At 67.3% G+C, this 12,661-nt stretch carries 11 protein-coding genes and 1 pseudogene; 8 read left to right on the plus strand and 4 right to left on the minus strand.

Features of this window, described 5'->3' with window-relative positions:
• Nucleotides 1-80: 80 nt before the first annotated feature.
• The 8 genes from G3N58_RS14845 (at nt 81) to G3N58_RS14880 (ending at nt 8,145) form a co-directional block, all read left to right on the plus strand.
• The gene (locus G3N58_RS14845; RefSeq protein ID WP_167047995.1) at nt 81-548 is read left to right on the plus strand and encodes an RDD family protein; all 468 of its coding nucleotides are present in this window, start codon (nt 81-83) and stop codon (nt 546-548) included.
• Nucleotides 549-689: 141 nt separating this feature from the next.
• Entirely contained in the window at nt 690-1,631 is a 942-nt protein-coding gene (locus tag G3N58_RS14850) for a UDP-2,3-diacylglucosamine diphosphatase (RefSeq protein WP_167047798.1), read from the plus strand.
• A 64-nt stretch (nt 1,632-1,695) separates the two neighbouring features.
• A complete protein-coding gene (locus G3N58_RS14855) occupies nt 1,696-2,727 on the plus strand; it encodes a glycosyltransferase family 1 protein (RefSeq protein WP_167047800.1) in 1,032 nt (343 codons plus the stop codon).
• Between the two features lie 20 nt (nt 2,728-2,747).
• Complete coding sequence (locus G3N58_RS14860; RefSeq protein WP_167047803.1) at nt 2,748-3,290, plus strand: diacylglycerol kinase; 543 nt, start codon at nt 2,748-2,750, stop codon at nt 3,288-3,290.
• Nucleotides 3,291-3,562: 272 nt separating this feature from the next.
• Nucleotides 3,563-4,288, plus strand: a complete 726-nt coding sequence (locus G3N58_RS14865; protein ID WP_167047806.1) for a TetR/AcrR family transcriptional regulator — start codon at nt 3,563-3,565, stop codon at nt 4,286-4,288.
• Between the two features lie 2 nt (nt 4,289-4,290).
• Nucleotides 4,291-4,875, plus strand: coding sequence for a TIGR00730 family Rossman fold protein (locus G3N58_RS14870; RefSeq protein ID WP_167047809.1), 585 nt, complete (start codon nt 4,291-4,293; stop codon nt 4,873-4,875).
• A 274-nt stretch (nt 4,876-5,149) separates the two neighbouring features.
• Nucleotides 5,150-5,896 (plus strand): SDR family oxidoreductase, encoded by a 747-nt coding sequence (locus G3N58_RS14875; RefSeq protein ID WP_167047811.1) that lies wholly within the window; start codon nt 5,150-5,152, stop codon nt 5,894-5,896.
• A 275-nt stretch (nt 5,897-6,171) separates the two neighbouring features.
• Nucleotides 6,172-8,145 carry a glycosyl transferase gene (locus G3N58_RS14880; RefSeq protein WP_205999487.1) on the plus strand — a complete coding sequence of 658 codons (1,974 nt, stop codon included), beginning with the start codon at nt 6,172-6,174 and terminating at the stop codon, nt 8,143-8,145.
• A 69-nt stretch (nt 8,146-8,214) separates the two neighbouring features.
• Here the strand turns inward: G3N58_RS14880 and G3N58_RS14885 are convergent.
• From G3N58_RS14885 to G3N58_RS14900, 4 genes and pseudogenes are all read right to left on the minus strand, one after another.
• Nucleotides 8,215-8,860, minus strand: a pseudogene (locus G3N58_RS14885) (DUF924 family protein).
• Nucleotides 8,853-9,266, minus strand: a complete 414-nt coding sequence (locus G3N58_RS14890; RefSeq protein WP_167047820.1) for a group II truncated hemoglobin — start codon at nt 9,264-9,266, stop codon at nt 8,853-8,855. Before G3N58_RS14890 ends, G3N58_RS14885 begins: the two are co-directional and overlap by 8 nt.
• A 52-nt stretch (nt 9,267-9,318) precedes the next feature.
• Nucleotides 9,319-11,808, minus strand: a complete 2,490-nt coding sequence (locus G3N58_RS14895) for an FtsX-like permease family protein (protein ID WP_205999493.1) — start codon at nt 11,806-11,808, stop codon at nt 9,319-9,321.
• Nucleotides 11,809-11,918: 110 nt separating this feature from the next.
• The gene (locus G3N58_RS14900) at nt 11,919-12,530 is read right to left on the minus strand and encodes a DUF4126 domain-containing protein (RefSeq protein WP_167047823.1); all 612 of its coding nucleotides are present in this window, start codon (nt 12,528-12,530) and stop codon (nt 11,919-11,921) included.
• Nucleotides 12,531-12,661: the final 131 nt, after the last annotated feature.

Raw genomic sequence — 12,661 nt, forward strand, 5'->3', positions numbered from 1 at the left:
CGCCACCTCGTCCCTCCCTCGCCCCTCCCGTGTCCCAGCCCCTCGCGACCTCGCCCCTGCCCACCACCCCCGCGCCCGGCATGGTGCCGACCGTGCGGCGCCGGCTTGCGGCGTTGCTCTACGAAGCGGTGATCCTGTTCGGCGTCGTGTTTATCGCCGGTTATCTGTTCAGCACGCTGACGCAGCAGCGCAACGGCCTCACGCATCACAATCTGCTGGCCGGCTGGATCGGGCTCGTGGTCGGCGTGTACTTCGTGTGGTTCTGGACTCACGGCGGACAGACGCTGCCGATGAAGACCTGGCGCCTGCGGGTCGTTTCCGCCGATGGCGGGCCGCTTTCCGTCGCACGGGCGGTTGCGCGTTATGTGCTTGCATGGCTGTGGTTTTTACCGCCGCTTGCGGTGCATCCGCTGCTGGGATTGCGGGTGCCGCAGACGCTTGTCGTTGCGGGTGTCTGGTTCGTGGTGTGGGCCGCGAGTGGGCGTTTTGATTCGCAGCGGCAGTTTCTGCATGACCGGTTGGCGGGGACGAGAATAGTGCAGGGTTAGTGGCCCCTTGGGCGGGGCGGGGCTTCTTTGTCTTTGTTCTCTGCGCCGCAGGCCCCCTCGTAATAAGAACTTCTCATGACTGTCACGTCAGAGTCACGCGCGCCAGGCCCAATACGGGCACCGCCACTCGACGTGTAAGCCATGGACCCCAAGACGTCCGCGACTTCCCTGTTTCGCCAGATCGGCCCGAGCGTCGACACCGTCGCTTTCCGTCCGGCCCCGGGTTCCGCCCAGCACGGTCTGCCGCCGCCGGCGACGCCGCCCCTCGATGCCCACGCCGATCATCCCGATGACAGCCACGCCGATCCGCATCGCTATCGCACGATCTGGCTCTCCGACATCCATCTCGGCTCGAGCGGCTGCCAGGCCAGCTATCTGCTCGACTTCCTGCGCCACAACGAATCGGAGTACCTCTACCTCGTCGGCGACATCATCGACGGCTGGCAGTTGAAGAAAGGCTGGTACTGGCCGCAGGCGCACAACGACGTCGTGCAGAAAGTGCTGCGCAAGGCGCGCAAAGGCACCCAGGTGATCTACGTGCCCGGCAATCACGACGAAGCCGCGCGCCAGTTCTGCGACCTCGCGTTCGGCGACATCCACGTGCGCGGTGAAGCGTTCCACACCACACTCGCCGGCAAGCGCATGTGGATCGTGCACGGCGATCTGTTCGACGGCGTGATCCAGCACGCGAAGTGGCTCGCCTATCTCGGCGACACGCTCTACACGATGATCCTCGTGCTGAACCGCTGGTTCAACCGCATCCGCAGCAAGCTCGGCTTCCCGTACTGGTCGCTCTCGCAGTACCTCAAGCATCAGGTCAAGAACGCGGTCAACTTCATCTCCTCGTTCGAGACCGTGATGACCGACGAAGCGCGCCGCCGCGGCTGCGACGGCGTCGTTTGCGGGCACATCCACAAGGCCGAGATGCGCGAGATCGACGGCGTGCTGTATTGCAACGACGGCGACTGGGTCGAGAGTCTGTCGGCACTCGTCGAGACGTACGAGGGCGAGCTCAAGGTGATCTTCTGGACCACGCTGCAAGCCCCGCAAGCCGGCGCGCAGAAGGCCCGGGCCACCGCCTAGCGCCCGCCGCTTCAATCGGCCCCGAATCGGGAACCAATCGATGAGTCAATCGAGGAATCAATCGATGAAGATCATGATCGTCACCGACGCATGGGAACCGCAGGTCAACGGCGTCGTGCGCACGCTGAAAAACACCACGCGCGAACTCATGGCGCTCGGCCATGAAGTCGATCTGCTGACGCCGCTCGAATTCAAAACGATCCCCTGCCCGACGTATCCGGAAATCCGCCTGTCGCTGCTGCCGCGCCGCAAGCTGCGCGAGCGCATCGACCGCTTCGCGCCCGACGCGCTGCACATCGCGACCGAAGGGCCGCTCGGCATGGCCGCGCGCTCCTATGCGCTGCAGCACAAGCTGCCGTTCACGACCGCCTATCACACGCGCTTTCCCGAATACGTGCAAGCGCGTTTCGGCATTCCGCTTACCGCGACCTACAAGTTCCTGCACTGGTTCCACAAGCCCTCGCTCGCGGTGATGGCGCCGACGCCCGTCGTCAAGCAGGATCTGGAAAAGTTCGGCTTCACGAACGTCGTGCTGTGGACGCGCGGTGTCGACCTCGACATCTTCCATCCGATGGACTCGAAGGTGCTCAACACCGCGCGGCCGATCTTCCTGTACGTCGGGCGCGTGGCGGTCGAGAAGAACGTCGAGGCGTTTCTGCAGCTCGATCTGCCCGGCTCGAAGTGGGTCGCGGGCGAAGGCCCGGCGCTCGCCGAGCTGAAGTCGCGCTATCCGCAGGCGAACTACCTCGGCGTGCTGTCGCAGGCCGAACTCGCGAAGGTCTACGCGGCCGCCGACGTCTTCGTGTTCCCGAGCCGCACCGACACGTTCGGCCTCGTGCTGCTCGAAGCGCTCGCCTGCGGCACGCCGGTGGCCGCCTACCCGGTCACGGGTCCGATCGACGTGCTCGGCGACGGCAACGCCGGCGCGATGCACGAGGACCTGCGCGAGGCCTGCCTCGAAGCGATGAAGATCGATCGCCACGACGCGCGCGCATGGGCCGAGCGCTTCTCGTGGGCCGCCGCGTCCGCGCAATTCGCCGCGCATCTGAAGCCGCTGCGGCGCGAAGCGTATCGCGAGGAAAGCGCCGCCGCATGACGCGGCGCGCCGAACCGCCCATGCGAAGCCGATCCAATGCGGAGCGCAAGTCGGGCAGCGCATTGCGCGCCGTCGAATCCACGCGCGAGCCCGAGAGCGTCGAGCCGTTCGACGACGACACCACGCACGAACCGCTGAGCCCCGACGACCCGCTCGCGCCGCTGCCGTTCAATCCGTACAAGGGCAATCGCGGTCTCACGCGCGCCTGGCACGCGATGAAAAATTCGCTGGCCGGCTTTCGCGTGGCAATTCGCGAGGAAAGCGCGTTTCGCCAGGAACTGACTCTCGCCGCGATCCTGATTCCGTGCGGCATCCTCGTGCCGGTCGATCCCGTATCGCACGTGCTGCTGCTCGGCTCGGTGCTGCTCGTGCTGATCGTCGAGCTGCTCAATTCGAGCGTCGAAGCCGCGATCGACCGCATTTCGCTCGAACGCCACGAGCTGTCGCGGCGCGCGAAGGATCTCGGCAGCGCGGCCGTGATGGTCGCGCTCGGCATGTGCGTGATGACGTGGGGAGTGATCGTCGGACCGCTCGTAGTGCGCTGGTTGCGCATGTGGTTGTGATGCAAACCGGATGGCGGCCCGCACGCGCCGCCGCGTCCCCGGCAAGGAAAATCCTGTAGGGCGGCTAGGTACGAGAACGCTCGGTTTATAATCGTTAGACAGTCCCACGGAAAAGCCCCGGGCAAGGCAGCGCCCAAGGCTTTGCCGCCCCCTCGGGGGGCCTGCCGAGCGGCGGGCTGGGGAGCGCTCAATATACCAACCGCATCCGGGTGGAACACGCAGCAGCGGCACGCCGCCGCGCGCCCAGCCCGGCATAACCAGGGCCGGACGACATGGAAGCCAAACCTCCCCGCCGCACGCGCGAACGGATTCTCGAACTCTCGTTGAAACTCTTCAACGAAATCGGCGAGCCGAACGTCACGACGACGACGATCGCCGAGGAAATGGAAATCAGTCCAGGCAACCTGTACTACCACTTCCGCAACAAAGACGACATCATCAACAGCATCTTCAGCCAGTTCGAGCAGGAGATCGAAAAGCGTCTGCGGTTCCCCGACGACCATCGCGCGACGATCGACGAAATGTGGTCGTATCTGCAATACATGGTCGATTTCACCTGGCGCTACCGCTTCCTGTACCGCGACCTGAACGATCTGCTCGCGCGCAACCGCACGCTCGAAACCCACTTCAAGCAGATCATCAGCCACAAGGTGCGCTTCGCGAGCCAGTTCTGCGAGCAGCTCGTCGCCGACGGCGAAATGGTCGCGACGCCGCAGGAACTGCAGGTGATCGCGACCAACGTCGGCGTGATCGGCACGTACTGGCTGTCGTACCAGTTCGTCATGAACCCGCGCAAATACAACGAACAGGAAGCGATCCGCGCGGAACTGCACCAGGTCAGCGTGCAGATCGTCTCGCTGATGGCGCCCTACCTGCGCGGCCGCTCGCGGCAGATTTTCGACGACCTCGTCTCCGGCAAGCTGCCCAAGCGCGAGTTTTACGACTACCTGCCGCCGCGCGAAGGCGCCGCGCCTCGCAACGAATCGAAGGACAGCTGAGCATGAAGTCGGTGTGCGTATATTGCGGCTCCTCGATGGGAGTCAAACCGCTGTACGAACAGGCCGCGCGCGCCTTCGGCCGCGCGCTCGTGCAAAGCGGCCTCACGCTCGTCTACGGCGGCGGCAAGGTCGGGCTGATGGGCGTGATCGCCGATACGGTGATGGCCGAAGGCGGCCGCGCGATCGGCGTGATTCCCGAACTGCTCGTCGACAAGGAAGTCGGCCATAACGGGCTAACCGAACTGCACGTGGTGCCCGACATGCATCATCGCAAGAAGATGATGGCCGAGCTGTCCGACGCGTTCGTCGCGATGCCGGGCGGCGCGGGCACGCTCGAAGAGCTGTTCGAGGTCTTCACGTGGGCCCAGCTCGGCTATCACGGCAAACCCGTCGCGCTGCTCAATACCGGCCACTTCTACGACCCGCTGATCCAGCTGCTGCGCCATACGGTCGACGAAGGCTTCATGCGCCGCACCTATCTCGACATGCTGCAGATCGACGCCGATCCCGCCGCGCTGATCGGCAAGCTGCGCGGCTATCGGCCGCCCGTGCGCGACAAGTGGGCGGTGCAGGGCAATACGGTTTGAGGCCGAGGCTGGAGGCGGCGGTTGATGCGGCAGTTTGAGGCCGCTTCCATGCTGGCATGCGGGCTCCGTGGTGGCTTTGCCTTGCTTCGACTCGACGCTGGTTTCGCGCCGGTTTCGCACTGGTTCGACCGCCGCTTTGATCTCTGTTTGAGCACCGGCTTCACCCTGCCTTGAGCGCATTGAGCGCAATCCAGGCGCAGCCCGAACATGGCCTGAATACGGCTTGCAGGCTTTTTGCGAGCCCCGCGCGATCCATCCGAACCACGAGGTTGCCATGACGAAAGCTGTTCTGATTACCGGCGGCAGCCGCGGCATCGGCCGCGCAACCGCACGTCTGCTCGGCGCGCGCGGCTGGTTCGTCGGCGTCAATTACGTGCGCGACCTGGCGGCCGCGCAGCAGACGGTCGGCGAAGTGGAGCGCGCGGGCGGCCGCGCGGTGCCGATCGCCGGCGACGTCGCCGACGAAGCCGACGTAATCGCAATGTTCGATACGCTGCAGCAGACCTTCGGCCGCATCGACGCGCTCGTCAACAACGCGGGCATCGTCGCGCCGTCGAGCCCGCTCGCCGACATGGACCTCGCGCGCCTGAAGCGCATGTTCGACGTCAACGTGCTCGGCGCCTACCTGTGCGCGCGCGAAGCCGCGCGGCGCATGTCGAGCGATCGCGGCGGCGCGGGCGGCGCGATCGTCAATATTTCGTCGGCAGCGGCGCGGCTCGGTTCGCCGAACGAATACGTCGATTACGCAGGCTCGAAAGGCGCGATCGACACGATGACGCTCGGGCTCGCGAAAGAACTCGGCCCGCGCGGCGTGCGCGTGAACGCGGTGCGCCCGGGCCTCATCGACACCGAGATTCACGCGAGCGGCGGCAAGCCCGAGCGGGCCGCGCAACTCGGCGCGACCACGCCGCTCGGCCGCCCCGGCAGCGCCGACGAAGTGGCCGAAGCCGTCGTGTGGCTGCTGAGCGACGCGGCATCGTATGTGACGGGCGCGCTTTTCGACGTGGCCGGCGGACGCTGACGCGCCGGATCGCCAGGCCGCAGTCCCTCGCACCCCAAGCGCGGCCCATCGTGGCCGCGCTTTTTTCTTCCCTGCTCCACGGCGCATTCCCGCCGATCTGGCGGCAAACGCACACTCGCGTGGATAAAACGCCACGCTCGGCCCTTTCCCTGTAATCCCCCGTAATAATATGGCGTTAGAATCGGCCGGAACGTGCGCCGTTTCGACGACGCACGCTGCAAGCCAGAACATAAGTACGAGGCCCACGCCGCCGCGTACATCGACCTGAGATTTCCATGCAAGACAAGCAGTCAGCGACGTGGCGCGCGGAGAACGCCACGGCAACGGCCCCGACCTCGGCTGCGGCCGCCGGCAACGCGCGCGCGGCCGCCACCAGCCAGGAGACCCAGGCGACTGGCTCCGCCGACGCGCGCCCCACCCGCTGCCCCGCCGATCGCGCCGCACGCGCCTTGCAACGCTGGCGCGCGCTTGCGGCAACCCGTCCGCTGCTGTGGATCGTCGCGCTGGCGATCCTTTGCGCATGGCTGTTGCCGGGCATCCTCGGCCACGAGCCGTGGAAACAGGACGAAACCTACACGTTCGGCATCGTCCAGCACATGCTCGAGAGCGGCGATCTCGTCGTGCCGACCAACGCGGGCCAGCCCTTCGTCGAAAAACCGCCGATCTACGACTGGGTCGCCGCCGGCCTCGCGTGGATGCTGGGCCGCTACCTGCCGCTGCATGACGCCGCGCGTCTCGCGAGCGCGCTGTTCGCGGGCCTGACCATCTACTACACGGCCCGCGTGGCGCGCCGCGCGACCGATGCATCGAGCTGGTTCGATCTGCGCGTGATCGGCACGCTCGCGCTGTTCGGCGGCACGCTCGCCGTCGTCAAGCACGCGCACGACATGATGACCGACGTCGCGCTGATGGCCGGCGCCGCACTCGGCTTCTGCGGGCTGTTCGAACTCGTGCTCGTGCATCTGCGCGACGCCGCACGGAACGCGCCATCGCCGACACCCGCGCAGTCGCACACCCGGCCGCTCGACGCCCCAGGGCGCCGCCACGCGATCCTGAGCGGCGCGGCGATGTTCGGCGCGGGCGTCGGCGTGTCGCTGCTCGCCAAGGGCCTGTTCGTGCCGCTCGTCTTCGGCGCGACCACCTGCGCGGTGCTCGTCCTCTATCCCGCGTGCCGCAGCCGCAGCTTCGCGAGCGCGCTCGGCATCGCCGCGCTCGTTTGCGCGCCGTTCGCGCTGATCTGGCCGATCTGCTTCTACCTGCGCTCCGAAGCGCTGTTCAAGGTCTGGTTGTGGGACAACAACATCGGGCGCTTCTTCGGCTTTTCGGTGCCCGAACTGGGCTCCGAGAACGAGAGCCGTCTGTTCGTGCTGCGCACCGTGCTGAGCGTCGGCTTTCCGGTCGTACCGCTTGCGCTGGCTGCGCTCGCCAGCGGCGCGTGGCGACGCTGGCGCGACCCGCGCATCGCCTTGCCGGCGCTTTTCGCGGGCATCGGTTTCGCCGTGCTGCAAAGTTCGGCGACCGTGCGCGAGCTGTACATCCTGCCGTTCATCGCCCCGCTTGCGCTGCTTGCGATGCAAGGCGTCGAGCGGCTGCCGGCGCGGCTGCACGTCGTCTGGGACATGATGAGCCGCGTGCTGTTCGGCGGCACGGCTGTGCTCGCGTGGATCATCTGGTCGATCATGACGAGCCCGGTGAGCACGCATGCCTCGCTGCATTGGCTCGGACGCTGGCTGCCGCTCGACTGGGTGCTGCCGATCAAGCCCGCGATGATCGCCGCCGCCTTGCTGCTGACGATCGGCTGGCTATGGCTGCTGCCGTCCTTCAAATACGCGGGCAAATGGCGTGGCGCGCTCAGCTGGTGCGCGGGCGCGATGCTCGCGTGGGGGCTCGTCAGCACGCTGCTGCTGCCGTGGCTCGATGACGCGAAGAGCTACCGCTCGGTGTTCCTGGACCTCGGCGCGAAGATAAACATCGAATGGAACGACGGCGATTGCATGGCAAGCGCGAGCCTCGGCGAGTCCGAGGCGCCGATGCTCTACTACTACACCGGCATCGTCCATCAGCCGAACGAGAACCCGCGTACGACCGCCTGCACCTGGCTCATCGAGGAAAGCCGCCGCGACCATGCGCCCCAACCGCCCGGTGAATGGCAACTATTCTGGTCCGGCGCGCGGCCCGGCGATTCGGATGAACTGCTGCGCGTCTTCGTGCGCACGCCGGTTGCAGGCACGGTGCGCGGCGACGACTAGAAGGCAACGCGCGCGCCGGGCACGCCAACGCGCGCTCGGATGGAAGCTGCTGAAAGCCGCGGGAAGCGGCTAGAACGACGACCCGGGCTCGCGCAGAAACGCGCTTTCCGTCGCTCGAGGCGCGCCCGAGCACGGCATTGCGATGCGGGAAGCGGCCGAACCGCTCGACGATCTCCGCGTGCCGCACTGCATGGCGGTAGTAGCTCGCGCCGCCCGGCTCCGCCGCCAGCTGACCGAAGAGCCGCAGCGACTCATGCTGGCTCGCGAGCGTTTCGTCGTGTTCGAACGGCAGATACGCGAACACGCGATGCTGCGCGCCGGGCAGCAGCCGATCGGCACCGCTTGCGATCATCCGTTGCGCGATCTGCAGCGCCTTGCTGTCGGCGGCGAATGCGCGCGGCGTGTTGCGATGGCAGTTGCGCGAGAACTGATCGAGCACGATGACGAGCGCGAGCGTGCCGAGCGGCGTGGCCTGCCACGCGTCGAGTTCGCCGGCGAGCGCCGCATCGATCAGGTCGCCGAAACGTTCGCGCAGCATCGTATCGAAAGCGTCGTCGCGCGTGAACCAGAGCTTGCGCTCCGTGCCGTATTCCGGCGAACCCGGCGCGCCGAACCAGCAGTCGAGCACGTCGCGTGCCCGCATGGGGAGCGCCGCGTAGTCGGCGTCAATCGCAGAGGCAGGCGCCGATGGGGTCGGTTGCCGCGGCTCAGCCATTGCGGTTGCGCATCCAGTCCGCGGTTTCGAAGAACGAGCCGAGCAGACGCTCGCGCAGCGGCTCGGCGAGGCCGATGTCCTGCATCGCCCACGCCATGCAGCGCAGCCACTGGTCGCGTTCGCCCGAGGCAATCGCGAACGGCAGATGCCGCGCGCGCAGACGCGGATGGCCGAAGCGGCTGATGTAGTGATCGGGGCCGCCGAGCCAGCCGCACAGGAACCAGAACAGCTTGTCGCGCGACCCGTCGAGCGATGCCGGATGCAGCGCGCGAATCCCGGCGAAATCCGCTTCGAGGTCCATCAGGTCGTAAAACCGGTCGACCAGTTCGCGCACGCGCGCCTCGCCGCCCACCAGCTCGAAGGCCGTCGGTTTGTCCGCGGACACTTCGTCGTTCAAATCGCTCATACCCTGCTCAACCGCCAGAAAAAACCATCGGGAAAAAATCACGCGTCGCGCATCATGCATCACGCAGCGATTGCAGCGCGGGCCGTGCCAGCACATGCCGCAGACTCAGCCAGCCACCCACGCCCGCGCAGGCAACCCCGGCGGCGATGCCCGCCGGCAGCAGCCACGGATCGAAGTCCAGATAGAACTCGAACACGTGCGTCGCGAGCAGCGAGCCGACGATCTGCGCCCCCGCCGCCGCCATCAAGCCGGCCAGCGCCCCGACCGCGACGAATTCGGCGACCTGCACCGCGCGCACCTGCCGATGCGACGCGCCGAGCGCGCGCAGCAGCGCGGATTCTCGCATACGCTCGTCGCGCGTGCCGGCGAGCGCCGCGTACAGCACCAGCACGCCGGCCGCGAGCGTGAACGCGAACAGGAACTGCACCGCACCGATCACCTGCTGCAGCACGCGCTGCACCTGCGCGAGTATCGGACCCGTGTCGATCGCGGTGAGGTTCGGATAGGCGGCGATCAGGCCGTCGATCGTCGCCTGCCGGTCCGGCGGCAGATGGAAGCTCGTGATGAACGTCGCCGGAAAATCGCGCAGCGCGGCGGGCGGCATCAGCACGAAGAAATTGACCTTGAACGAACCCCAGTCGAGCTTGCGCAGACTCGTAACCGGCGCGTCGATTTGCAGGCCCGTCACGTCGAAACGCAGCACGTCGCCAGGCTTCACGTTGATCAGTTTCGCGAGCCCCTGCTCGATCGAAATCTGCGGCGTCGTCGTGTCGCCGTACCACTTGCCCGCGGCGATACGGTTGTCGTCGGGCAGCTCGGTCGTGTACGACAGGTTGAACTCGCGGTCCACCAGACGCCGCGCGTCCTGGCCCTTGAACGAGTCCGGATCGACCGGCTTGCCGTTGATCGCGACGAGCCGCCCGCGCACCATCGGCGAAAGCTGCGCGCCGGGTACGCCGTGCGCGGCGAGATATTGCGTGACCGCGTCGCGCTGGTCGGGCTGGATATCGATGATGAACAGGTTCGGCGCATCGGGCGGCGTCGATTTGCGCCAGCCTTGCACGAGGTCGTTGCGCGTCATCGCGATCAGCAGCAGGCACATGAGGCCGATGCCGAGCGCGGTGATCTGCAGCGCGCTCGTGCTGCTGCGGCGTTCGAGCGACGCGAGCGCATAGCGCCAGCCGATCCCCGCGTTGACGCGCTCGCTGCGCACGATGCGCGCCGCGCCCCATAGCGCGAGCCGCGCGATGCAGGCGAACACGAGCAGCCCGCCCGCGAAGCCGCCCGCGACGATACCGCCGAGCTTCAACTCACCGGCCGCGACAATCAGCAGCCCCGCGAACAGCACGATGCCGAGCGCGTAGGCGGCCCACGCGGTGCGCCCCGCCTCGCCCCATTCGCGGCGCAGCACGCGCACCGGCGGCACGCGCGTGAGCGGCAACAGCGGCGGCAACGCGAAGCCGAGCAGCAGCACGAGGCCGGCCGCGATGCCTTCGAGCGCGGGCCACAGCGTCGGCTGCGGCAGCACGACGTCGATCAGGCTACCAAGCCACGTCAGCAGCGCGAGGTGGCCGAGATAGCCGAGCGCGACGCCCAGCACCCCGCCGATCACGCCGAGCCCGGCGAATTCGAGCGTGAAAAGCGCGCACAGCGCGGCTTGGCTCACGCCGAGACAGCGCATCGCAGCGCAGCCGTCGAGATGCCGGCGCATATAGCGGTGCGCCGCCATCGCAATCGCCACCGCCGCGAGCAGCGCGGTCAGCAGCGAGACGAGCGTGAGGAAATGGCCCGCCCGATCGAGCGTCTGACGCACCTGCGGCTGGCCGTCGTGCAGCGATTCGAGCGCGACGCCGCGCAGCTTGCCGCCGTCCACGCGGTCATGCGCGAACTGCGTGAAACGCGCGACCGCATCGGCGGCACCGGCCACCAGCAGCCGATACGTGACGCGGCTGCCGAACGTGACGAGACCGGTCGATTGCAGTTCGTCGGCGCGCAGCATCAGACGCGGCGAGAAATTGACGAATGAAAAGCCGCGGTCGAGTTCGCGCGTAATCAGCGCGCCGATCGTGAAGCTGCGATTGCCGACTTTCACCGCATCGCCGACCTTCAGCTTCAAGGCGTCGAGCAGTTCCTGATCGACCCACACGGTGCCGGGCGCGGGAATCGACGTCGCCCGATGATCGGCCGCGCCGGGCGCCGGCGCGATCTGCAATGCGCCGCGCAGCGGATAGCCCGGCGACACCGCCTTGACGGCGGCGAGCCGCGACACCGGCTTTGCGCCGGTCGCATTGATCATGCTCGGGAAGATCGCCGTGGTGGCGGTGCGCAAGCCAAGCGAGCGCGCCTCGGCGGCAAATTGCGGATCAACCGGATGGTCGGCGCGCACGATGAAATCGGCGGCGATCATGCGCCGCGCGTCGCGTTCGAGCCCCTGGTGCAGCCGATCGGCGAGAAAGCCGACGCTAGAAAGCGCCGCGATGGCCAGCACGAGCGCGAGCAGCAGCATCGTCAATTCGCCCGCGCGCCAGTCGCGCGCCGTCATGCGGATCGCCTGGCGCAGCAGATCCGCGCCGCCGAAACGGCGTGCCGCTTTAACGTCGCTTACGCCGACGCGCTCCGTCGAACCTGCCTTGGACCCGGGTAGTGCTTCGCTCAATCGTGCCTGCTCCTCGCAAATCGCGACACCATATGCGTGGCCATGCCGCGAAACCCGCCCTGCACGCCACGCCACAACCGCGGCAATGCCCACGCCGCGAGCAGCAGAAAGCCTACCATCAGGACCAGAAACGCGAGCGGCACGAACAGCGCGAGCAGCACGCCGCCGAAGACGAGACCGTCCTCGGCGGTCGAGGTCACGACGTTCGACAACGGTTCCGGCGACAGATTGATAAGCGCGCGCGTACCGGCCTTCGCAAGATGCGCAGTGCCGGCGAGCGTGCCGCCCGCGAGCGCCGCGACCGCCAGCAAAGCCGGATCGGCATGGCCGAGCGCGCCGGCGGCGAGCACCGCGCCGGCCGGAATGCGGATGAAGGTGTGGATCGCGTCCCACAGCGAGTCGAACGCGGGGATTTTGTCGGCGAGGAATTCGGCGAGCGTCAGCACGGCGGCCGCGCCGATCACCCAAGGCGAGGACAGCGCGGACAGCGTGGCGGGCAGATGAATGAGGCCGAGACGCTCGAACACGCCGGCCAGCAGGACCGTCAGATAGAGGCGCAGACCGCTGCCCCATGAGAGGCCAGCAGCAAGCGAAAGTGATTCAAGCATGGCCGCCTCCACGCGCTTGGGACGTGCCGGGCGCCGCGGCGGAATGAAGCGCAGGCTTCGCGCCGAAGTCGTCAGGCTCGCCTGGCCAGCCGGGCCGAACAGGCCGCAGGCAATTTCAGGATAGGTTCTGT

It is taken from the genome of Paraburkholderia sp. Ac-20342, assembly GCF_017104985.1.
Classification (GTDB): domain Bacteria; phylum Pseudomonadota; class Gammaproteobacteria; order Burkholderiales; family Burkholderiaceae; genus Paraburkholderia.

Coding starts and splice junctions, on each gene's coding strand:
- G3N58_RS14875 (WP_167047811.1), top strand. CDS start 5,150: ATGACGAAAGCTGTTCTGATTACCGGCGGCAGCCGCGGCATCGGCCGC.
- G3N58_RS14870 (WP_167047809.1), top strand. CDS start 4,291: ATGAAGTCGGTGTGCGTATATTGCGGCTCCTCGATGGGAGTCAAACCG.
- G3N58_RS14860 (WP_167047803.1), top strand. CDS start 2,748: ATGCGAAGCCGATCCAATGCGGAGCGCAAGTCGGGCAGCGCATTGCGC.
- G3N58_RS14895 (WP_205999493.1), bottom strand. CDS start 11,808: ATGACGGCGCGCGACTGGCGCGCGGGCGAATTGACGATGCTGCTGCTC.
- G3N58_RS14865 (WP_167047806.1), top strand. CDS start 3,563: ATGGAAGCCAAACCTCCCCGCCGCACGCGCGAACGGATTCTCGAACTC.
- G3N58_RS14880 (WP_205999487.1), top strand. CDS start 6,172: ATGCAAGACAAGCAGTCAGCGACGTGGCGCGCGGAGAACGCCACGGCA.
- G3N58_RS14850 (WP_167047798.1), top strand. CDS start 690: ATGGACCCCAAGACGTCCGCGACTTCCCTGTTTCGCCAGATCGGCCCG.
- G3N58_RS14845 (WP_167047995.1), top strand. CDS start 81: ATGGTGCCGACCGTGCGGCGCCGGCTTGCGGCGTTGCTCTACGAAGCG.
- G3N58_RS14855 (WP_167047800.1), top strand. CDS start 1,696: ATGAAGATCATGATCGTCACCGACGCATGGGAACCGCAGGTCAACGGC.
- G3N58_RS14890 (WP_167047820.1), bottom strand. CDS start 9,266: ATGAGCGATTTGAACGACGAAGTGTCCGCGGACAAACCGACGGCCTTC.
- G3N58_RS14900 (WP_167047823.1), bottom strand. CDS start 12,530: ATGCTTGAATCACTTTCGCTTGCTGCTGGCCTCTCATGGGGCAGCGGT.